Source organism: Pseudidiomarina sediminum DSM 21906 (assembly GCF_000423165.1).
GTDB lineage: Bacteria > Pseudomonadota > Gammaproteobacteria > Enterobacterales > Alteromonadaceae > Pseudidiomarina > Pseudidiomarina sediminum.
The window spans coordinates 163,744-185,318 of the sequence record NZ_AUHL01000005.1; the positions used below are offsets into that span (position 1 = coordinate 163,744).

General features: G+C 50.4%; 20 protein-coding genes and 1 other RNA gene. 8 read left to right on the forward strand and 13 right to left on the reverse strand.

What is annotated here, in order from left to right:
• Positions 1-3 precede the first annotated feature (3 nt).
• From ssrA to G535_RS13735, 5 genes are all read right to left on the reverse strand, one after another.
• Positions 4-363: a transfer-messenger RNA gene (ssrA, locus tag G535_RS13990) on the reverse strand.
• A 97-nt stretch (positions 364-460) separates the two neighbouring features.
• The gene (gene elbB, locus G535_RS0100735) at positions 461-1,114 is read right to left on the reverse strand and encodes an isoprenoid biosynthesis glyoxalase ElbB (protein WP_026860315.1); all 654 of its coding nucleotides are present in this window, start codon (positions 1,112-1,114) and stop codon (positions 461-463) included.
• A 72-nt stretch (positions 1,115-1,186) separates the two neighbouring features.
• Positions 1,187-1,591, reverse strand: a complete 405-nt coding sequence (locus tag G535_RS0100740; RefSeq protein WP_026860316.1) for a VOC family protein — start codon at positions 1,589-1,591, stop codon at positions 1,187-1,189.
• A complete protein-coding gene (locus G535_RS12555) occupies positions 1,575-2,384 on the reverse strand; it encodes a DUF817 domain-containing protein (RefSeq protein ID WP_051206866.1) in 810 nt (269 codons plus the stop codon). Before G535_RS12555 ends, G535_RS0100740 begins: the two co-directional genes overlap by 17 nt.
• A 14-nt stretch (positions 2,385-2,398) precedes the next feature.
• Positions 2,399-3,961 (reverse strand): GGDEF domain-containing protein, encoded by a 1,563-nt coding sequence (locus G535_RS13735; protein ID WP_051206867.1) that lies wholly within the window; start codon positions 3,959-3,961, stop codon positions 2,399-2,401.
• Between the two features lie 200 nt (positions 3,962-4,161).
• On the opposite strand from G535_RS13735, the gene purM reads away from it, so the two are divergent.
• Entirely contained in the window at positions 4,162-5,208 is a 1,047-nt protein-coding gene (purM, locus tag G535_RS0100755) for a phosphoribosylformylglycinamidine cyclo-ligase (RefSeq protein ID WP_026860317.1), read from the forward strand.
• Positions 5,205-5,843: a phosphoribosylglycinamide formyltransferase gene (purN, locus tag G535_RS0100760; RefSeq protein ID WP_026860318.1), complete on the forward strand. Its 639-nt coding sequence runs from the start codon at positions 5,205-5,207 to the stop codon at positions 5,841-5,843. Before purM ends, purN begins: the two co-directional genes overlap by 4 nt.
• Here the strand turns inward: purN and G535_RS0100765 are convergent.
• A complete protein-coding gene (locus G535_RS0100765) occupies positions 5,840-6,592 on the reverse strand; it encodes a DUF3108 domain-containing protein (protein WP_051206868.1) in 753 nt (250 codons plus the stop codon). The genes purN and G535_RS0100765 overlap by 4 nt on opposite strands.
• Before the next feature lie 157 nt (positions 6,593-6,749).
• Here G535_RS0100765 and fadE point away from each other — a divergent pair, with 157 nt between their 5' ends.
• Complete coding sequence (gene fadE, locus G535_RS0100770; protein WP_026860320.1) at positions 6,750-9,194, forward strand: acyl-CoA dehydrogenase FadE; 2,445 nt, start codon at positions 6,750-6,752, stop codon at positions 9,192-9,194.
• An 81-nt stretch (positions 9,195-9,275) separates the two neighbouring features.
• On the opposite strand, the gene G535_RS0100775 is transcribed toward fadE, so the two are convergent.
• Positions 9,276-9,908: a peroxiredoxin gene (locus tag G535_RS0100775; RefSeq protein WP_026860321.1), complete on the reverse strand. Its 633-nt coding sequence runs from the start codon at positions 9,906-9,908 to the stop codon at positions 9,276-9,278.
• 292 nt (positions 9,909-10,200) lie between these two features.
• Between G535_RS0100775 and G535_RS0100780 the strand changes: the two genes are divergently transcribed.
• Positions 10,201-10,953 (forward strand): sulfite exporter TauE/SafE family protein, encoded by a 753-nt coding sequence (locus G535_RS0100780; protein ID WP_026860322.1) that lies wholly within the window; start codon positions 10,201-10,203, stop codon positions 10,951-10,953.
• 20 nt (positions 10,954-10,973) lie between these two features.
• On the opposite strand, the gene G535_RS0100785 is transcribed toward G535_RS0100780, so the two are convergent.
• Complete coding sequence (locus tag G535_RS0100785; RefSeq protein ID WP_026860323.1) at positions 10,974-11,231, reverse strand: DUF2798 domain-containing protein; 258 nt, start codon at positions 11,229-11,231, stop codon at positions 10,974-10,976.
• Positions 11,232-11,273: 42 nt separating this feature from the next.
• Positions 11,274-11,858: a Tll0287-like domain-containing protein gene (locus tag G535_RS0100790; RefSeq protein ID WP_051206869.1), complete on the reverse strand. Its 585-nt coding sequence runs from the start codon at positions 11,856-11,858 to the stop codon at positions 11,274-11,276.
• 135 nt (positions 11,859-11,993) lie between these two features.
• On the opposite strand from G535_RS0100790, the gene G535_RS0100795 reads away from it, so the two are divergent.
• The gene (locus G535_RS0100795; protein WP_026860325.1) at positions 11,994-13,559 is read left to right on the forward strand and encodes an AbgT family transporter; all 1,566 of its coding nucleotides are present in this window, start codon (positions 11,994-11,996) and stop codon (positions 13,557-13,559) included.
• A gap of 5 nt (positions 13,560-13,564) precedes the next feature.
• On the opposite strand, the gene G535_RS0100800 is transcribed toward G535_RS0100795, so the two are convergent.
• From G535_RS0100800 to G535_RS0100810, 3 genes are read right to left on the reverse strand one after another with little or no spacing between them, the layout of a single operon-like run.
• On the reverse strand, positions 13,565-14,752 hold the full coding sequence (locus G535_RS0100800) for a multidrug effflux MFS transporter (protein WP_051206870.1): 1,188 nt from the start codon (positions 14,750-14,752) through the stop codon (positions 13,565-13,567).
• Positions 14,749-16,491 (reverse strand): bifunctional metallophosphatase/5'-nucleotidase, encoded by a 1,743-nt coding sequence (locus G535_RS0100805; protein ID WP_034727150.1) that lies wholly within the window; start codon positions 16,489-16,491, stop codon positions 14,749-14,751. Before G535_RS0100805 ends, G535_RS0100800 begins: the two co-directional genes overlap by 4 nt.
• Positions 16,491-17,423, reverse strand: a complete 933-nt coding sequence (locus G535_RS0100810) for an isopenicillin N synthase family dioxygenase (RefSeq protein WP_026860328.1) — start codon at positions 17,421-17,423, stop codon at positions 16,491-16,493. The genes G535_RS0100805 and G535_RS0100810 overlap by 1 nt, the downstream gene beginning before the upstream one ends.
• 171 nt (positions 17,424-17,594) lie before the next feature.
• Between G535_RS0100810 and G535_RS0100815 the strand changes: the two genes are divergently transcribed.
• Both G535_RS0100815 and argE read left to right on the forward strand, forming a co-directional pair.
• Positions 17,595-18,182 (forward strand): outer membrane beta-barrel protein, encoded by a 588-nt coding sequence (locus G535_RS0100815; RefSeq protein WP_026860329.1) that lies wholly within the window; start codon positions 17,595-17,597, stop codon positions 18,180-18,182.
• Between the two features lie 47 nt (positions 18,183-18,229).
• A complete protein-coding gene (gene argE, locus G535_RS0100820; protein WP_026860330.1) occupies positions 18,230-19,393 on the forward strand; it encodes an acetylornithine deacetylase in 1,164 nt (387 codons plus the stop codon).
• Here the strand turns inward: argE and rnhB are convergent.
• Positions 19,390-19,956 (reverse strand): ribonuclease HII, encoded by a 567-nt coding sequence (gene rnhB, locus G535_RS0100825; protein ID WP_026860331.1) that lies wholly within the window; start codon positions 19,954-19,956, stop codon positions 19,390-19,392. The two genes, argE and rnhB, sit on opposite strands and share 4 nt — an antisense overlap.
• 81 nt (positions 19,957-20,037) lie before the next feature.
• On the opposite strand from rnhB, the gene G535_RS0100830 reads away from it, so the two are divergent.
• A complete protein-coding gene (locus tag G535_RS0100830) occupies positions 20,038-21,573 on the forward strand; it encodes an AbgT family transporter (RefSeq protein ID WP_026860332.1) in 1,536 nt (511 codons plus the stop codon).
• Positions 21,574-21,575 lie beyond the last annotated feature (2 nt).

A 21,575-nucleotide genomic window follows, 5' to 3' on the forward strand; every position in this document is an offset into this window, starting at 1 on the left:
TATTGGTGGAGCTGGCGGGAGTTGAACCCGCGTCCGTAATACCTACATCCTCGGTCCTACATGCTTAGTCAGTCTTTTAGTTAATCACCAAGTCGCCGACTGACAGGCTACTTAAGGTGACGATCCCGATTGAGTTTAACGCTTTGGCTACGGGCGAAGCCTCCACGCGAGTCTGCTTTGGGGTGAACCGACTGATCCTAGTCTCACAGACAAAGCGCTAGGGGTCGGACTCAGCGGGTTATTAAGCCGCTAAAGCGTAGTTGTCGTCGTTTGCAACTATTAGTTTGAGGCTTTTTACGAGGCCAGCCTCACCTCGGCATGCACCTTGGGTTTCGTGTATTCCGTCGAATCCAGATCAGCCCCAGGGGTTTTGTTAAAGCTTGCGTACTATACCTAAGACACTTGTAAAGCGCTAGAAGTTCCGTACGCAAGCGGTGGTCTTTTAACCAACGTCGGTCTATTACGCCGACCAGTTCACTACTTTTTCTACTAACTTGCTGATGCCCTGCTCGGCTTGCACCAAGTTCTCAGCCAACATATACGCAGGTGTGGTCACCAAACGGTGTGCTTCATCCACCACAATATCGTCCACGTTGCAGTTCACGTGCGTGCCGCCCATGGCTTCAAACGCTTGTGCCATATCAGCGTCAGTACCTAAGGTACCATGCACGCCCGCGCCATATACATGCGGCGTTAACACTGGCGCAATACAGATGTAGCCTGCCGGTTTACCAGCGGCAGCAAAGGCTTTGCCAATGGCAACCACGTCAGCATTGGCGGTCATATCTGCGCCTTTCACCGCAAAATCGCAGAAGTTCTTCGCTACGCCAAAGCCACCTGGCAACAGCAAGGCATCAAAGTCATCAACATTGAGTGCGCTCAGAGGTTGTACTTCGCCGCGCGCAATTCGTGCGGACTCGGTAAGGACGTTGCGGCTTTCTTCTGTCGCTTCACCACTGGCGTGATCCACCACGTGCATTTGCGCGATATCGGGCGCAAAACACTGGTAGCTCGCACCTTGCTTGGTCACGTGCAACAAGGTCAGTACCGCTTCGTTAATTTCGGCACCATCCATAAAACCTGAACCTGATAAAAGTACTGCTACGTTTGTCATTGTTTAATCCTTTATCCCTTTGGGTTTACCCATACTATGGTGACGCCCCCTAAGGTTTTCAAGCCTTCACCATTACGCTGCAGGGTTATGCACCAATTCCCACAAATGTCCGTCGGGGTCTTGGAACACCGCGCCATAGCCGCCCCACGGCAAGGCTCGCGGCGCGCGCACCTGTGCAGACGTTGGCAATGCCTGATACAGCGCATCGACGTCGGCGGCACTCGGTACATTATGCGACAACATCAGGCTAGGTATTGCTGCCGGTGCTAATGCAACGCCAGTAAATTTCGCCAAGCTGTCGTGTTGCCAAAGCGCCAGCGTCATGCCATTTTCCAATTTGAAAAACGCCACCTCACCGTAGTCACTGCCCGCGCCGACCAAGCCCTTGCTCGGCCAGCCCAATACCTCATGATAAAACCTCTGCGCCCGCGCGACATCTGCCACGCCAAGGGTAAGGTAACTAACGCTCGCCTGCATCGCTGGTCTCCTTTTCCTGATGACGATCAGAATGAATGGTGCGCACCAAACTAACCAAGACAAAGCTCAGTAGCATCAATAAGAACCACGAACTAAGCTTCGCCCAAGGAACCATTTCCCAACCGTCATGTTGATTCGGATAAATCCAGATATTGGCAAAGGTGGCAATGTTCTCAGCAAACCAAATAAACAGCGCCACCAAAAACCAGCCCAGAAGCAGCGGCATCTGGCGATGCTTTTCAATAATGCGGTAGTAAATGGTGGTGCGATAAAACATCAGCACCGTCGCAGCAACCAGGAGCCAGCGGATATCCCAAATATAATGATGGGTGAAGAAGTTCAGGTACACCAAGGTTACCAGCACGACCGTGGTCCACTTCGGTGGATAATACGAATAGCGAAAGTCAAACAAGCGCCACACCCGAGCAATGTAGCTACCAACAGCGCTGTACATAAAGCCGGTAAATAGCGGTACATTGGCAATGCCAAACACATAGGCTTCGGGATAGACCCAGGAACCAATGGCATCGGAGGTTTTAAACAGCTCCATCACCGTTGCGACCACATGAAACACAATAATGACAAGGGCTTCGCGCAAGGTTTCTAGCTTGAACACCAGCAACAACACCTGAAAAGCAATTGCCGCGAGGAAGATGAAATCATAGCGGTGCAGGCTTTCCAACGGGTACCAATAATGGGTGATGATCATCACTGCCAATAAGAACCCACCGAAAAGACAGGCATTGGCTTGCTTTAGACCAAACCGCCAAAACTCCAACACAAACTGTTTCATTTCCCTCGTCCTTGTTATAGCTCGTGCCAGCCGAGCACTTTATTCCGTCCGGTTTGTTTGGCGCGGTATAAGGCTTTGTCAGCGCGCTCAATCACTGCGTCAATGTTGTGATCATCGCGCTGGTACTGTGCCACACCGATACTAATGGTGATGCGCCCCACCACCTCGAACTTATGTGCGGCCACTTGCCGACGAATTTTATCCGCCACCCGTAGCCCTTGCGGCTCATTGGTTTCAGGGAGTAAACAAACAAACTCTTCGCCGCCCCAGCGTGCCACAGTATCGGTACCTTTAAGGTGACGGCGGATCAGTAAACTCAGTTCGCGCAGCACTTCATCGCCAACGTTGTGGCCATACGTGTCGTTTACACGCTTGAAATGGTCAATATCAATCATCGCCACAACGAGGTTTTCATCGTTGCGTTGACACTTTTGGCTCTCGCGTGAAAACACGTGAATGAAGCGATTACGATTGCTCAGCTTGGTTAAGGTATCCGTTGCGGCCAGTAGCTTTAACCGCCGCCGGTTGCGTTCTTGTACCGCAAGGATCAAAAACACCAGTAAGGTCACCAACACAATTAAGCCAATCACGCCGGTATAGGCATTGGAAATCACATCGAGGTTATTGCTCTGCTCCACCGACACTAAATACGCCACTTGCTCGTCAAGGTGGTTGGTAATAGCAAAAAACAAGAAGCGATAGGTTTTGCCTTCAAGGGTCGCAAAGTGACCAAAGTTACTACCGCTCGCCAGTTGCGGTGCTATTGCATCAAGCACGTGTGCATGTTGATGCAGCAAATACGGATACTTGATCAGCGGCATGGCATCGCCATACACCTCATTGTCAAACAGGTAGTCTGTGGCGATAAAGCTTTGGGAGTAATTGCTGAGTTCGTCATCAAATAGCTTTTCTTGGACCACATCTTTGCGGATCATAAAGTACAAGTCAGCGTCGTGATAAATCTCCAACAGCGACCGCACCAAGGTTGCCATTGAGATGGATACTTCCACGGTGGCTAACAGCTCGCCATCATCTAAAATCGGATACACGAAGCGATAGCCGTTGAAAATACGCCCCTCTTCAAAACCTTCAATGAAACGCCGCTCGGTACTTGCGCGTCGTACGGTTTCACGTACATCAAATAAATAATCGCCGAACTTATCGGGGCGGTGAAAACGCAAAAAGCTCTCGCCATTTGGCAGGTGAAAATGCAGTTGCCGAAAATCATGCTGCTGCAAACGTTCAAAGGTCGGTTGTAGCTTTAGGTAGAGCTGTTCGCGTAATGCCTGTTGCGCTGCGGTATCAGCGTCTTTGGCTTGACGCAAGAGCGCCACAACTGGTTCGGTGTGAATGGTCTCGACATAAACAAAATGTGAAAAAATACGGTAGGTGTCGACGCGAGAGGTTATTTTTGCGCCTAAACTAGCAAGTCCAGCGTCGATATCACGCTGTTTTTCTTGCTCAAATTCACGAATAACTGAGGTGGTGATGGTGCCCACTAACGCGGTTAACACCAGTGCAAACAGGATCACCCCTTTGGCCAGCAGGCGGCCACTGTTTCTCGCATATCGCTCCATCCAATCCCCTAATCTTTTGACGCACTTACGCGAGAAGCTGTTAAATTTTAGACAGTTTAAATGACCTTTGTGGCCCTGCCAAGTTGCAAATTTTCCGACGTAATTTGCGTTCCTTGCGTATCGCAGTCTGACAGGAAAAGTGTTAAACTGGCGCGCAAAATTTGCACCTACTTTTTCGCACTTAAGAAAGGATCGTTCCCGTGAGTGAGCAAAAAACCTCATTGAGTTACAAAGACGCTGGCGTTGATATTGATGCTGGTAATGCCTTAGTTGACCGTATTAAAGGTGTTACCAAGCGCACCGCACGCCCCGAAGTGATGGGTTCCATCGGTGGTTTTGGCGCACTCTGTGAACTTCCTACCAAGTACAAGCAGCCGGTATTGGTGTCAGGTACTGACGGTGTCGGCACCAAGTTACGCTTGGCGATTGACCTTGGCAAACACGACTCGGTCGGTATCGACTTGGTTGCCATGTGTGTGAACGACTTAATCGTCCAAGGTGCCGAGCCACTGTTCTTCCTTGACTACTACGCCACTGGCAAACTCGACGTTGACGTTGCCGCAGACGTGGTTACAGGTATCGGTGAAGGCTGTGTGCAAGCAGGCTGTGCGCTTATCGGTGGTGAAACCGCTGAAATGCCAGGCATGTATGAGCACGGCGACTACGATATTGCCGGTTTCTGTGTGGGCGTGGTCGAAAAAGAAGACATTATCGACGGTACTAAAGTTGCTCCTGGTGATGCCTTGATCGCACTTGCTTCAAGTGGCCCACACTCAAACGGTTACTCACTGATCCGCAAGATCATCGAAGTCAGTGGCGCTGATGTTGCCAATGAAGAGCTCGACGGTAAGCCATTAGCGGAGCATTTAATGGCACCAACACGCATTTACGTGAAGTCCGTACTGAAAGCGCTTGAGCACTATCACGTGCACGCGATTTCACACATTACTGGTGGTGGTTTCTGGGAAAACATCCCACGCGTGTTACCCAACGACGCCAAAGCCGTCATCAATGACAGTAGCTGGGAATGGCCTGCCATCTTTAACTGGTTACAGCACAACGGCAACGTCACCACCAAAGAAATGTTCCGTACCTTTAACTGTGGTGTTGGCTTGATCATGGCAGTGCGCCAGTCAGAAGCGGACGCTATTGTTGAACTATTACGTGAAGAAGGTGAAGATGCTTGGGTGATCGGCTCAGTTGCAGCCCGCCAAGATGACGAAGCACAGGTAGAAATTATTGCATGAAGCGAATTGTCGTTCTAATTAGTGGATCAGGTACAAACATGCAGGCCATCGTTGAGGCCTGCCAAGCACAGCATATTGAAGGCAACGTGGTTGCCGTGATCAGTAACAAGGCCGGCGTCGCTGGCCTTGAGAAAGCTGCCGCAGCTGATATTCCCACCGCCGTGTTATCCCACAAAGATTTTGAAACCCGTGAAGCTTACGATGCTGAACTGCAACAATTGGTTGATAGTTATCAACCTGATGTGGTGGTGCTGGCTGGCTTTATGCGGATTTTGACCGCAGAATTCACCCAACATTATCACGGCCGTATGCTTAATATTCATCCGTCGCTGTTACCGAAATACCGTGGCATCAACACCCATCAACGGGCGTTGGACAATGGCGATATTGAACATGGTGTGTCAGTACACTTTGTGACGGAAGAATTGGATGGCGGTCCGGTGATTTTGCAAGCACGGGTACCTGTATTCGAGAACGACAGTGCTGACGATCTACAGCAACGGGTCCATTCGCAAGAACACCGCATCTACCCATTGGTCGTGCAATGGCTTTGTTCTGAGCGCTTAAAATTAACCGCGAAAGGCGCCACACTCGATGGCACCCTGCTCGGCCCACAAGGTTACGCAGCCGATTAATCGAGCTGCTCTAGCAACAGGGTGGCAACCTCGTCACCCTCTTTGCGTTGCTGCATCTTCACCAACACATAATTCATTTCTGGCGCAAACCAATAGGTTGTCTCTCGGCGTGAGTTTTCGCGAATTCGCTCCACCCGCAAGCCTTTCACTTCGCCATAAGGCACCGTAAAGGTTTCCACCTCGCCACGCACGAACTTCTGCTTATCGTACTCACCTTTATCGTCCACCAAGTGGTAGCTGAACTCTTTTGCCTCACTGTGCTGTAAATCGTAACGCAATTGCTCGAGCATACTTGCTTCGTCCATGAGTGCTTCATGCCACTTCACCGGCAAAGCAACATCGGCTTCAGCGTCTTTTACTTGCTTCGTTTTACTATCAAAGCTGACATGAATGCCTTTATTCCGGCCAGTACCACTGCGCTTGAAATGAAACTCAAGCGGTTCCACCTGGCCTTTGGCAAAAGCAAAGCGACTGTCGTAACGACGCACGTCAGACAAGAACAAAAACGAGATCTGCGTTTCGTTCAGTAAACGGTACTGCCCCTCGCCAATGCTCTCAAGCTTGCGCATTGCTTCACCATAGTCGGACCCACCACGCTGCACTTCATAAATCGCATGGTAATTGTTCAGGGCTGCTTGACCTGATGCCGCCTTTTCGCTCGCGAGAGCTTCACCGGCGAATACCAGACTGCTCCCGGTCATACTCATCGCAACCAGTGGAACCGCCAGCCAATGCCGTACTACTTTCATAACTTCTCCTTCACGAGGGTAACGAGCAATTCAGGCTCTATTAAAGCATCAGACCGCGACGACTTCAAAAAGTGCTATGAGGCTTGAAAAGCACAGGTAAATTAGCTAATCTCGAACACTTACTGGTCTGACCTCTAACAAATTACGGAGTCTCATTATGAGTGTCGCCTTATGGATCATTGCCACCCTCCTCGTGTTGGGCGGCTTACTGTATTACCGCACCTCGTTGCTTGTCGCGAGCCTTGGTATGGTAGCTATGTTTGCTATTGGTAGCTTAATGGACGTTGTCGGTATCGTGCTGTGGGTACTGTTGGCGTTGGTGTTGTTGCCGTTGAACATCACGGCCTTCCGTCGTGGCGTACTCAGTAAGTCACTACTGGGCATGTACCGTAAAGTGATGCCGGAAATTTCCGAAACGGAAAAAGACGCCATCGACGCCGGTACCACTTGGTGGGAAAGCGAATTGTTCCGCGGCGCGCCAGACTGGAAAAACCTTCACAGCATTCAAAAAGCTGAACTGTCAGCTGAAGAGCAAGCCTTCTTAGACGGTCCGGTCGAAGAAGTCTGCAAAATGATGAATGACTGGGAAGCGACCCACGAGCTGGCTGACATGCCGGAAGAAGTGTGGAACTACCTGAAAGACAACAAATTCTTCGCCATGATCATCAAGAAGCAATACGGTGGTCTAGAGTTCTCGGCCTATGCGCAATCACGCGTTTTACAAAAACTTGCGGGTGTGAGCACCATTTTGGCCAGTACGGTCGGCGTACCAAACTCGTTAGGTCCGGGCGAGTTGTTGCAACACTATGGTACTGAAGAGCAAAAAGATTACTACTTACCGCGCTTGGCGGTGGGTAAAGAAGTGCCCTGTTTCGCCCTTACCAGCCCAGAAGCGGGTTCTGATGCCGGTTCAATTCCAGACACCGGTGTGGTCTGTAAAGGTGAATGGGAAGGCAAAGAAGTTGTCGGTATCCGTTTGAACTTCAACAAACGCTACATCACCCTCGCACCAGTTGCGACCGTGCTTGGTTTAGCGTTTAAACTTTATGACCCAGAGCACCTGCTCGGTGACAAAGAGTCATTAGGTATTACTGCTGCCTTGATCCCACGCGATACGAAAGGCGTTGAAATTGGCCGTCGTCATTTCCCATTGAACGTGCCGTTCCAGAACGGTCCTATTCGTGGTGAAGACGTGTTTGTCCCGCTTGATTTCATTATTGGTGGCGCGGAAATGGCCGGTAAAGGCTGGCGTATGCTGGTTGAGTGTTTATCTGTCGGTCGTGCGATCACCTTGCCATCGAACAGTGCTGGTGGCGTGAAGTCGATTGCCTTAGCCACCGGAGCCTACGCTTACATTCGCCGTCAGTTCAAGCTGCCGGTCGGTAAAATGGAAGGCGTGCAAGAAGCCTTGGCGCGGATTGGTGGTAACGCCTATTTGATGGATGCCGTGACTAGCCTCTCAACCAAAGGTATCGATCTTGGTGAGAAGCCATCAGTCATCTCAGCCATCGCCAAATACCACATGACCGAGAAACTCCGCGCCTGTATGGACGATGCGATGGATATTCACGGTGGTAAAGGCATCTGCTTAGGTCCAAACAACTACTTAGGTCGTGGTTATCAGGGCGTACCTGTTGCCATTACCGTAGAAGGTGCGAACATTCTTACCCGTAGTTTGATGATCTACGGTCAGGGCGCCATTCGCTGCCATCCGTACGTACTCGAAGAGATGCTCGCCTCTGCAGAGCATAGCGAAGAAGGCCTGAAACGTTTTGATAAAGCCATCTTTGGTCACATTGGCTTTGGTGCTAGCAACTTCGTCCGTTCACTTGCGCTCGGAGTTGGCGGTTATCGCTTGAGCTCAGCACCAGTGAAAGACAGCACTAAAATTTATTATCAGCAAATGAACCGTTTCAGTGCCAACCTTGCCCTTCTCTCTGACGTGGCGATGGGGGTACTTGGTGGCTCGTTGAAGCGTAAGCAGCGCATCTCAGCGCGTCTCGGTGACATGTTGAGTTACCTCTACCTTGGCTCCGCGACGCTCAAACGTTTTGCCGACGAAGGTCGCCAGCATGACGACTTGCCGTTAGTGCACTGGGCCATGCAAGACACCTTGTACAAGCTACAAGAATCACAACTTGAGTTGCTCGATAACTTTGGTTTTGTCGGCAAAGCCATGCGTGTGTTGATGTACCCGTTCGGTCGTTTCGTGAAACGTCCATCGGATCGTCTTGATAGCAAAGTCGCTAAAATCTTGCTCAAACCAAGTGCGAGCCGTTCACGTTTAGGTCAAGGTCAGTTCCTTGCCCCTGAAGGTCAGTTTGGCTACCTCGAGCAAACCTTACGTGACATTATCGAAGCAGAACCGTTGCATGACCGCATTCAGCGCGCCGCGAACGAGCGCATGCCGTTTATGTTCTTGGATAAAGTCGCAGCCAAAGGTAAGGAGTTGGGTGTCATTAGTGATGATGACGTCGCACTCCTTGAGCGCGCCGAACAAGGTCGCTTACGCGTCATCAATGTCGATGACTTCGCTCACGAAGACCTCATGGCAGGCAAAGCTGCACGTGAATGGGCTTTGGCGCAACAAGACAACGCGTAACGGCTATCCGCTTAACTTACACAACAAAGTAAAAGGGCCGCATCACATTTGCGGCCCTTTTTATTGCTCTGGTCAGAGCGATTAGTCTTTTACTTGGGTAAAGCGCAAGTATGGCTTCACCGTTTTAAAGCCTTGCGGGAATTTCTTCTCGGCGTCTTCCATCGATACTGATGGTGGGATGATCACATCACCGCCAAGTTCCCAATCTGCTGGCAATGCGACGCCATGCTTATCACCGGTTTGCAGTGCATCAATGACACGCAAGATCTCAGTGAAGTTACGGCCCACGCTCATTGGATACGTCATCGTGAGACGAATTTTGTGATTCGGGTCGATAATAAAGACTGAGCGCACTGCTGCAGTTTCACTTTCACCTGGGTGAATCATTTCATAAAGCTCAGCAACTTTCTTGTCAGCATCTGCAACAATCGGAAATTTCACCTGAGTGTTTTGCGTCTCGTTGACATCGTTGATCCAACCATTGTGCTCTTCAACGGTGTCGGTCGATAAACCTAATGGCTTCACGCCACGCTTGGCGAACTCTTCAGCAAGTTGTGCTGTGCGTCCCATTTCAGTCGTACATACCGGCGTGTAGTCAGCTGGGTGACTGAAGAAAAAGACCCAAGAGCCTTTCGCCCAATCGTGAAAATTAATTTTGCCCGCAGTTGTTTCGATGTCGAAGTTCGGGGCGATATCACCAATACGTAATCCCATAATACTTTCCTCTTTGGTTAACTCACTGCTTAGAATGTCTGTACCAAAAATGCTGAGCCTCAAATAAGCTCACCCACTCTGGCAACGCTTTAACGCGCAAGTTCCATTTCAATAGCGCGACATATTTCGTGTTTAACTAAATTACGAAATAAGGTAGACTATTGCAAGTCGAGTTTGTCGATAACCGCTATCGCTTTCTTCAAGCGTTAGTTTGCCGCAAAATTCCTTTACTATGTGCATGCGTTGCTAGGCGTTTTTGTTCTAGCTCATAACTTTTCGAAAGGACGACATCATGATTGGAGCCATTCTAGGAGCGATCTTAATCGGGATCAGTTTAGGGGTCTTTGGTTCAGGAGGGTCGATTCTTACCGTCCCGGTGCTGCTGTACCTTGCCAACATGCCTGCCAATATGGCCATCGCCTCTTCGCTCTTAATTGTAGCCCTCATTAGCTTATTTGGCGGTGCGCTCGCTACCCATAAACGTCTCGTGTCATGGCGCCATGTTTGGTTATTTGGCTTGCCTGGTATGCTAGGCGCCTACGGTGGTGCTTGGGCAGGTACCGCGGTTGATAGTCGTATTCAATTGTTGGTCTTCGTCGTATTAATGATCATCGCCGCCGTAATGATGTGGCGCAAACGAGGTAACCAAGACACACAACCTAGTGATATCAAAATGTTACGCATTACCCTTGATGGTCTTATTGTTGGGGCTATTACCGGTTTTGTGGGCGTTGGCGGTGGTTTCTTAATTGTACCGGCGCTGGTCTTGCTTGGCGGCGTGCCAATGTACTTGGCCATTGGTACCAGTTTAATGATTATCGCCTTGAAGTCCTTTGTTGGTTTTGCCAAGTACTATACAGCGCTAAGTGCGCAAGGTTTGCAGTTTGACTGGCATACCATCGCCATTGTCACCATTGCGGGTATCGTCGGAAGCTTTGCTGGGGCTTGGATCAGTGCGCGTTTGCCGCGTGATAAATTACAAAAAGGCTTTGCGATTTTCTTGATCGTTATGGCCACTGTGGTGCTTACCCAGTCGGTCCTCTAGCGCGGTCACTGTTGAGCCTCTTAATGAGGCTCAACAATAAAGCGGGTTAAACGCTGCACCACCGGCAGCACCATCAACAAGGTCGGGAACGCGACCAACCACGACATCAACCATGCTTGCGGCCATAACCCCAACAACTCCGTAGTAAAACCCACCGCCAAGAGCGTACTCACCAAAGAGACAATACAGGTCATAAAAATCGACAACAGTAATGGCATGACTTTCGATGCATACTTGGCCGGTAACTTACGGGTTTTCTTCTCTACCTTAGGTTCCATACTGCTCTAGTTCCTCATTTATTTCTTACATAAGCTTACGGCTTACTTCGAGAGCCACTCAATTAAGAAGGCGCCGCGTAAATCGCCCACTTCAAAACCCGTTGCTTGATCCTCTGGGTACTTCGCTTGAATCGCCTGTTGCACGGGGGCAGCAATACTACTGCCGTGACAAGCTAGGCACTGAGGTTGCATAACGATAGCGCGCATGTAGGCTTGCGAGCCATCCGCTTGGGTAATGACGTGTTCCGGTACCACACTGGCATCGTCTGCAAGTGCAGCAGCCATGGCCTTCATCACTTCAGCTTGTGCTACGGTCGGCTGATTGTTCGGATTCCGTACCCGCAATGCCGTACGCCCCACCGTAACCTCTTGCTCGCGACTCAAGCGCGATGCAATTTGCGGCGCCTCTAAATGACACACCTCAATGGCATGCACCGGCCCCTGCGCCTGCATTGCCGCCTTGAGTTTGCCCGATAGTTGTTGCTGCAAGTCTTGCGCTAACGCGCGCGATTGGGTTTTGAGTGCGGTGTCACTATCGTCTTGTGCCCATGCTGGCAGTGTCACAAAAGGAAGTGTTGTGCTCAGTAGTATACCAGCAATAAGGGTGCGGGTTGTTGTGAATAGCATGGTCTGATGCTCCTTTGCTTTAATTAAGAACATTCTAAATTAAAACCCTTGCTTTGCAAAGGCCATGAGTACAACCTGTTTTTAGTGTACAATCGCCGCCTTAATTTTTGGTAAAGACGATAGGAGCCTTATTGCATGACGCAAGCCACCTCGCCTTCAGAACAACAAAAACGCGGAGCGTTTACTCGATTTCTCGACACTGTCGAGTGGTTAGGAAACCTACTTCCTCACCCCATCACCCTGTTCGCTTTATTTGCCCTTGGCGTGATCGTCGCCAGTGGTATCGCCAGCTACTTTGGGTTAAGCGCCCTTGACCCGCGTCCAGGCGGTGAAATGATTGAAGTCGTCAGCCTGCTGAACGCCGAGGGCTTACAGCGCATTGTCACAGGCTTGGTCAGCAACTTCGTGGGCTTTACCCCACTTGGTACCGTATTGGTTGCCTTATTGGGCGTTGGTATTGCTGAGCGCTCAGGACTCCTCTCTGCCGCGATGCGTGGCTTAGTGATGAATGCACCGCCGATCCTCGTTACCATCACTGTGGTGTTAGCAGGCGTACTATCCAACACTGCTTCTGAGCTTGGTTACGTGGTACTTGTGCCGCTTGCTGCGATGATTTTCCACTCGCTTGGACGTCACCCACTGGCCGGTCTTGCGGCTGCCTTCTCGGGCGTCTCTGCTGGTTATAGCGCCAACTTGTTCTTAGGTACCGTAGACCCATTGTTGGCCGGTATCACCAGCAAAGCCGCTAACTTGATTGATCCAGCGTACGAAGTCGGTGCTGAAGCGAACTGGTTCTTCATGATGGCGTCAACCTTCTTGATTGCCACTATGGGTACCTTAGTGACCACCTTTATCGTGGAACCTAAGCTGGGCAAATACGATCCTAAAGAAGCCAGTATCGACTTGTCAGAGCAAAAGATTGAATCACTCTCACCACTTGAGAAAAAAGGTCTTATCGGTGCAGGGTTGAGCTTCCTCGCGCTTGCGGCTCTGCTTGCGGTTACTGTCGTTCCAGAATGGGGTATTTTGCGTCACCCTGAAACTGGTGAAGTTGCAGGTTCGCCGTTCTTGAAAGGCATCGTTACCTTTATCTTTATCACCTTTGCCATTCCAGGTTACGTCTACGGCCGTATTACCCGCGTCATGCGCACCGACAAAGATGTGATCGACGCTATGTCTGACGCCATGAGTACCCTTGGCATGTACATTGTGTTGGTGTTCTTTGCCGCCCAATTCGTTGCTTTCTTTGGCTGGACCAACTTCGGTAGCATCTTCGCCATTAAAGGTGCAGAGTTCCTGCAAAACGTCGGTTTAACCGGCCCTGCGGTGTTTATTCTGTTTATCTTGATGTGTGCTTTCGTAAACTTGATGCTCGGTTCAGCGTCAGCACAGTGGGCCATCACCGCGCCGATTTTTGTTCCTATGCTGATGTTGATTGGGTACGCACCAGAACTTATTCAGGCGGCCTATCGTATCGGTGACTCGGTCACCAATATCATCACCCCAATGATGAGCTACTTCGGTATTATTTTGGCCGTGGCGGCCCGCTATAAGAAAGATATTGGTTTAGGCACGCTGATTGCGACAATGTTGCCGTACAGTATGGTCTTTATTGTCGGCTGGACTGCGTTCTTCTTCCTCTGGGTGTTCGGCTTAGACTTGCCAGTTGGCCCGAACGCACCAACTTACTACACACCTTAGTCCTACTAAGGTGTGCGTAACAATCGGTAGGCGATTGTGGCAGTAAGGCCACAACCGCCTATCACCATCAACATCCCAAGCGGATGTAAATGGCCGACACTATTCACCAACGCAGAAATCAACCCCGCAATCAGAAACTGTAAGCTTCCCGTTACCGCAGACGCCGATCCAGCACGTTCTTGCTGCTCTGCCAAAGCGCCAGCCATGGCATTTGGAAACACCATGCCTAGGGTACTGATGTAAACAAACACCACCATCAACACCCACCAAAAACCTGCATTTAGCCAAGCAAGTAATAGCGCACTAAGCGCGACCAATGCCAAAAATGGCAAGGAAACATTGAGGATCTTACGGGCGTCACGGCGACGTAACAACCACGCATTGAATTGTGATAAGCCGATAATACCGATGGCGTTAAAACCAAACAGCCAACTGTAATGGGTCGGATCAAGACCAAAGTGATCAATGAATACCACCGGCGACCCCGTAATGTAAGCAAATAGACCTGCTTGCGCGATACCGCCAGAGAGCGAATAACGTAGAAACCCACGGTCTTTTAACACGTCCCAATAAATCGGTAGACTACGCCGCATTTGCACGGCACCGTTAAAGCCACGGGTTTCCGGCAGACGCACATGCACAATGGCCATACAAGCTAGGGCTAGCGCAGACACAATCAAAAAAATCGCTTGCCAACCCAATGCTTGGGTTACATAAGCGCCAGCCAGTGGGGCCAGTACAGGCGCGATGCCCATCACCAAAATCAAAAACGAGAACACTTGGGCTGAGGCTTGCGCACTGTAGAGATCGCGTACCATGGCGCGGGCGATAACTAACCCTGCACAAGAGCCAATGGCTTGGAAGAAGCGCAGCACGATCAAACTTTCAAGGTTTGGCGCATAAGCACAGGCCAATGATGCCAAAATGTAGATGGTTAAACCAAAATACAACGGCGGCTTTCGCCCCCATTTATCTGAAGCGGTACCATAGAGCAATTGACCAATGAAAAGGCCAAAGAAGAACGAGGTTAACGAAAGTTCGACGCGATTGGCTTCGGTGCCATAGCTGCTGGCAATGTCACCGAATGCCGGGAGGTACATGTCAATGGAGAGTGGCCCAAACATGGTTAACAGGGCCAACACCACCACCATTAAGTCAAAACGCGCTGTGTCCGATACTTGATACTGACTCATTCTGCGACCGCTCGATAGCTTTGTGTGCTATGCGCGCTCGGTCGTTCAATGATTTGCGTTTTGCGTGCCCAATCCACGAAAGACTGCGCATAGTTCACATAAGTGTCCTGCACTAACCCCTGTGCGTTCAACTCACCTAGAAGGCGCCAGCCATCGGCGCCACTCGACAAGAAACTGTTGGTGATCATCGTGTAGTGCTGGGTCGCAACCAGCGGCTGCCAGCCCTCTGCACCTTGAACTTCAAGATTGCTAAAGCGCTCTCCGTCAGGAGCGTTAAGATCAACATCAAAACGAATCCCAGCACCGTGCGGGTAAGCACCATCCGAACCTGAGTCCGACAACGCGTAGCTCACCGCTTGTTCAAGCACTTCTTTGACTTGCGCTCCAGTGATCGCAACCTCGACCAGGGTGTTCGCAAACGGCAACAACTGATAGGCATCGGCGACAGTTAGGCTGCCAGCGGCAATTTCGGTACGTACACCGCCGCCGTTTTGTAGCACAAAGTCAGCCTGCGGCGCACTCGCAAGGAACGCTTGCGCAACCACCGCATGAATGTCGGACTGCCGTCCAATACCACACTCCGGCTGCGTCGCTGGCCCCATCCGCTCGATACATAAACGCTCGGTAACCGTCGCAATTTCAGCTTGCGTTAAATGTTCAAGGCGGTCTTGATACTGCACTAAGACGCGTTGGGCTTCGGCATCAGGCGCTACCGCAGTAATGAACGGCTGTTGTTGCACCGCTTGTGGCGCATCGGTACTCACTAACAGGTGTGGCTGACCACCACACTGCGCAACAGCGTCGCCGGCGAAGGTGATCTGTAACTCCCCCACTACTTGGCTGTATTGCCAGGCTTGCGCAATACACACCGGCGTACCATCCAAGTTTTGTACTTGCATGGGATACGGGCCTACAGTCGGTAGGCCTTGTTGAGCATAATTGCCAAGCAAGGTGTGCGAGTCGCCGCCAATAACAAAGTCGACCGCTGGCAATTGCTCAGCCAGGCGCAAATCATTTTTGTATTGAATGTGCGTAAGCAAACCAATCTTTTCGATGCCTTGCTGCTGCAACTCTGCCACATAATAACGCGCCGTGCTTAGTTCGTCGGCAAACATGGTCGTGGCGTCGGGTTGCGACGAGTTTTTCGTTTTGACGGCAATATCAAGGCCAATCACCCCGACCTTCTCACCATTGAGGCTAAAAATCGTATAAGGTTTAAAGCTATCCCAACGGGTCTTCGGCGTTAGTGGCGATACCCCGACTTCAGGTTGCACGTTGGCGCCTAACACTTCAGTACGACAGTCATCGGTTTGCGCCAAGCTATCTAAAAATAACTTCAGGCCAGCGTCACCATTATCAAACTCGTGATTGCCCAAAGCCATAGCGTCAAAGCACACCTGATTCATCAGTGCAGCGTCGGCTTCACCTTTGAAAATACTGTAAAACAAGGTGCCAGTAATGGCGTCGCCGGCATGCAGCGCCAACACATTTTCGTTGGCGCCACGAATAGCATCAATTTGCGCCACCACACGCGCAAAACCACCCGTTTCAACCGTGTAACTCTCACCACCAACGCGCAGTTGCGTACTTTCGTGCGGCAACAAGTTCGAGTGATGATCATTAATGTGTGCCACCGTTAATTGAAACGGCGCTTCGGGTGCTGGGCTTTGTGCACAACTGGTAAGAACAGCAATACTTACCAGACTACTGGTGACACGAAACAGACGACGCAGTTGCATTATTTCACCAATCCAATTTCACGCAGACGCTCCATCAAGTAGTCATCTGCAGTAATTGCTTCCCAACGTTTTGGATTATCATCGCTGATACAGCTAGCCAGCGGCTCAATCATCACATCTGGGTTGAAGTGCAAGAAAAACGGAATCGAATAACGCGACTTCGCACTATACGGCGCCGGCGGATTCACCACGCGGTGAGTGGTTGATGGCAAGACACCATTGGTCAAACGCTGCAACATATCACCAACATTACAAATGATCGCGCCTTCAATAATGGTCACCGGGATCCAAGATCCATCTTTCGCCAACACTTCCAAACCTGGCTCGCGCGAACCGACCAATAAGGTCAACACATTAATATCTTCATGTGCACCGGCACGTACTGACGGCGTGCCCTCATCAATGATCGGCGGGTAGTGCAATGGGCGCAAAATCGAGTTACCAAGGTTCACTTTATCGTTAAAGTAATCACGTGGCTGCTGCAAATACACCGCCAAAGCTTCCAACACGCGTAAACCTAGCGCGTCGAGTGAACGGTACAGCTGTAGAATTTTGTCTTTAAACGATGGCAACTCTTGCGGCCAAACGTTCGGCGTGAGTTGCGGATAAGGCGCTTCGCCTTCAATTTCACGCCCCACATGCCAAAACTCTTTTAAATCAACATGTTTTGCATCTTTGGCGATTTCGGTTCCAAACGGTGTATACCCACGCGCACCACCGCCACCTGGAATGTGATACTGCTTTTTCACTTGCTCCGGCAGAGCAAATAATTCGCGGCAGGTATCCAAAGCTTCATCAATAAGTTGTTGGTCAACACCATGCTGGGTTAAGGCAACGAAACCATTGCTTTCATAACCTTCACCAACCAAGTTAGCAAATGCCTCAAAATCTGCGTCATAGAGGCTCATATCAATGTGTGGAATCGACTTCATCGGGGACCTTTCGAACGGGTTTAAGAACAGTTGTCTATGTTAGGCAGTTTGCCCCCTAAACACAACGCAAAGCCGCAAAAACAGGCAGGTAAAACTTCGGTAAACCGTCTTTTCAAGTTGCCAAAGGCTTAGCACACTATAGAACGAATTCATTACATGAGGTAATTCATCATGAGTACGTTTAGTAAAGTGTTTACCCTTACTGCAGTAGCCAGTACTTTGGCCGTCGTAACCCCAAGCTTTGCGCAAACGCAAAACAATGCCCCGTTTGAGGCGCCCGAAGTAAATAGCGCTTACAACTTCATTAGCGCTGGTATTGCGGATCACGACGAAGGCGATGATGGGTTTATCCTCGAGGGTAGCTACCAGTTCAACTCACCGTGGTTCGTAGGCGGTTACTTCCGTGACGGCGATGACGGCTTCCAAGGTAATGACCGCGATGCCTACGGCGTGAAACTTGGCCGCCACTTGTGGTTGAGCGATACCGTGTTAGCCGATTTCTCGGGTCGTGTAGGTCACGTTGATTTTGGCGGTTTTGATACCTCGTACTGGGGTGTCGAGGGTAACTTACGTACCCGTATCGACCGTTTTGAGATCTACGGTGGTCTTGGTTGGGTCGACTACAATGACGCCGGCGACGATACTCAGTATCAGTTCGGTACGCGTTTTTACATCAACCCACAATTTGCTGTTGGCGCACGCTATCAAGACAGCGAATTCGGTGACGGTATTCGTTTAGAAGCAAGTTATCACTTCTAATAAAATAAGGTATGCTGTGACTTACCGTGCATTCAATGGAGTACAGTATGTCACAGCTACCCCCTTTTCTGACCCTCTATCGCGAGCTTATCGCGATTCCTTCGGTTTCTTGTCTTGACCCACATTGGGATACCAGTAACAAAGCGGTCATCGACAAACTCGCCGGGTGGCTGACCACACTAGGTTTTGACGTAACCATCAATGAACTGACACGCCAGCAAGGCAAATACAACTTGCTTGCGAAATACACGCCCGCGCAAAGCGACGGCAGTGGTGGCTTATTACTCGCTGGACATACCGACACGGTGCCATGGGACGAAGGCCGCTGGACCAAAGATCCGTTTCAACTACATGAAGCCGATGGCAAACTCTATGGCCTCGGTAGCGCCGACATGAAAGGCTTTTTTGCCTTTGTCCTTGAAGCATTACGTGATATCGACTTAAACAAATTGAGCAAGCCCGTATATGTACTGGCCACGGCTGATGAAGAGACCACTATGGCCGGTGCTCGCGAATTAGCTGCTTTTGAAGGGTTACGCCCTGACTTTGCCATTATTGGCGAACCGACCTCCATGACCCCAGTCACCATGCACAAAGGTCATATGACCGAAGGCATTCGCGTTACCGGGAAAAGTGGCCACAGCTCGAACCCAGCGGCGGGCGTGAATGCGATTGAGATCATGCACGATGTCATCACCAACTTGCGCGAACTGCAGCAGGAGTTCAAGCAGCGCTATCACGATGACCACTTCGATGTGCCCTACCCAACCCTCAACTTCGGCAATATCAATGGTGGCGATGCCGCCAACCGCATTTGTGCCTGCTGTGAGATGCACATCGATATGCGTCCGCTACCAGGTATGAGTATTGATGAGCTTTATGGTTTACTTGATGAGAAGCTCAGTCCGTTAAAACAGCAATTTGCTAACGCGATTTGTCTTGAGCACATGCACGAACCTATTCCGGGCTATCGCTGTGACCCTGACGCCGCCATTGTCAGTTTGGTGCAAGAGTTAACCGGTAACGCAGCAACGCCCGCGAACTACTGTACCGAAGCCCCTTTTGTACAAGACCTCGGCTGCCAAACCATCGTCATGGGGCCTGGCTCGATTGCCCAAGCGCACCAACCGGATGAATTTATTCGTCTCGATGAAATTGCCCCAGCGCAACAGCAGTTGCGCCAAGTCATTTTGCGGATGTGCAGCGCTTAAACGTCTTCACCCAAGACCCGGCGCACAGGTTTAAAGCTGCGCCGGTGAATGGGACACACACCATGTTCTTGAATCAAGGCGAGATGCGCCGGCGTTGGGTACGCCTTGTGCTTGGCAAAATCGTACACCGGATACTGCTCATGCCATGCCAGCATTTGTCGATCACGTTCTACTTTGGCCAAAATCGAGGCTGCACCAATACAGGCATGCAGCGCATCGCCACCAACCACGGCTTCTGCCGGCACTTGTAGTTTCGGTAGTTTATTACCGTCAACCAAGACTTTTTCCGGAGCAATCGGTAAGGCTTCCACCGCACGCTGCATCGCCAGTAATGAAGCCTGTAAAATATTAATGGCGTCAATTTCGTCAGCATCACACTGCGCAATCGCCCAATACAAAGCTTTCGCTTTAATCTCTTCACTTAGTGCCTGACGTTTCTTTTCAGACAACTTTTTTGAATCATTGATCCCTTCAATGGGTCGCTGCGGGTCTAAAATCACCGCTGCGGCGACCACTGGGCCGGCAATGGGGCCGCGCCCTGCTTCATCGGTTCCACAAATCATGGTAGCTCTGTTGTTCTCCTATCCTGATGGGGTATGATACGTGCGTCTTACAAATAATAACAATAGTAAAGGGGTTATCTCATGTCTGAACCTTCCTCGTTACTCAACCGTATGCTCGACAAAGTCGAGAAGGTGGGTAACAAACTCCCTGATCCAGCCGTTATGTTCTTCGGCTTGCTCATCATCGTATGGGTCGCTAGCTTCTTATTATCTGGCGTTCAATTCGATGCTGTGCATCCGCTAACTGGCGAAAATGTTGGCATCACCAACTTATTAAGCGGCGCCGAAATGGCCGACTTCCTCGCCAATATGGTAGGCACCTTTATGGGCTTTGCGCCGTTAGGCGTTGTCTTGGTTGCCATGTTAGGTGTTGGTGTAGCCGAACGTAGTGGCTTTATCAACGTAGCCATCAAACTGATGCTCAACGTAACGCCAAAGCTGTTACTTACGCCGGTCTTGATTCTTATCGCCATTGTGAGTCACACAGCAGTTGATGCCGGTTACGTGTTAGTCATTCCACTCGGTGGGGTGATTTTCTACGCTGCGGGCCGTCATCCATTAGCGGGTATTGCGGCGGCGTTTGCCGGTGTTTCAGGGGGCTTTAGTGCCAACTTTGTGCCATCAGCCATTGACCCGTTATTGCAAGGGTTTACCCAAACCGCAGCGCAGATCCTTGATCCGCAGGTGCAACTCAACCCACTGAACAACTACTTCTTTACCGCGGCGTCTTCCATTGTCGTCATTCTCGTCGGTTGGTATTTAACGGACCGCGTCATCGAGCCGCGTTTGAGCAAAACGCCAATTGACGGTGACCAAGAAGACATGCCAGCCCTTGATGATGTCACCCCACGTGACCGCAAAGCTTTCTACGCTGGTGTGATCACTATGGTACTCGGCTTGGTTGCTTTGTTTTTTGCGGCTACGGCTGAAAATACGCCGCTGGCAGATGCATCTGGTGAACTCGCTTCATTCACTGCACCGTTGATGAAGATGATTGTACCGTTAATCTTCTTGCTGTTTATCCTGCCAGGTATTGTCCATGGTTATATTTCTGGAGCCTTTAAAACCTCGCAAGACGTCATTGGTGCCATGACGAAGTCGATGGAAGGCATGGCTTATTATATGGTCATGGCGTTCTTCTGTGCCTTGTTTATTAAAGCCTTCGGCGACTCAAACTTAGGTATCTTGTTGTCGATTAAAGGTGCAGCCTTCTTAAGTTCACTTGAACTTTCTGGCGGCGTGACCATGGTGGGCATCATCATTTTGGTCGCCTTTATCAACTTGTTTGTCGGTTCAGCCTCAGCCAAATGGGCATTGATTTCACCGATTTTCGTGCCAATGCTGATGCAACTGGGTTATTCACCTGACTTAACCCAAGCGGCGTACCGTGTCGGTGATTCCACCAGTAACATCATCACGCCATTGTTGCCGTACTTCCCACTCGTTGTGTTGTACTGTCAGCGCTATGTGAAAGGCACAGGTATCGGTTCATTGGTGGCACTGATGTTGCCGTTTACTGTGAGCTTGTTAGTGATTTGGTCGGCGTTCTTCGTCTTGTATTGGATGGCCGGCATTCCATTGGGTATTCAAGCCAACTACGTTTACCCAGCGGGCTAAGC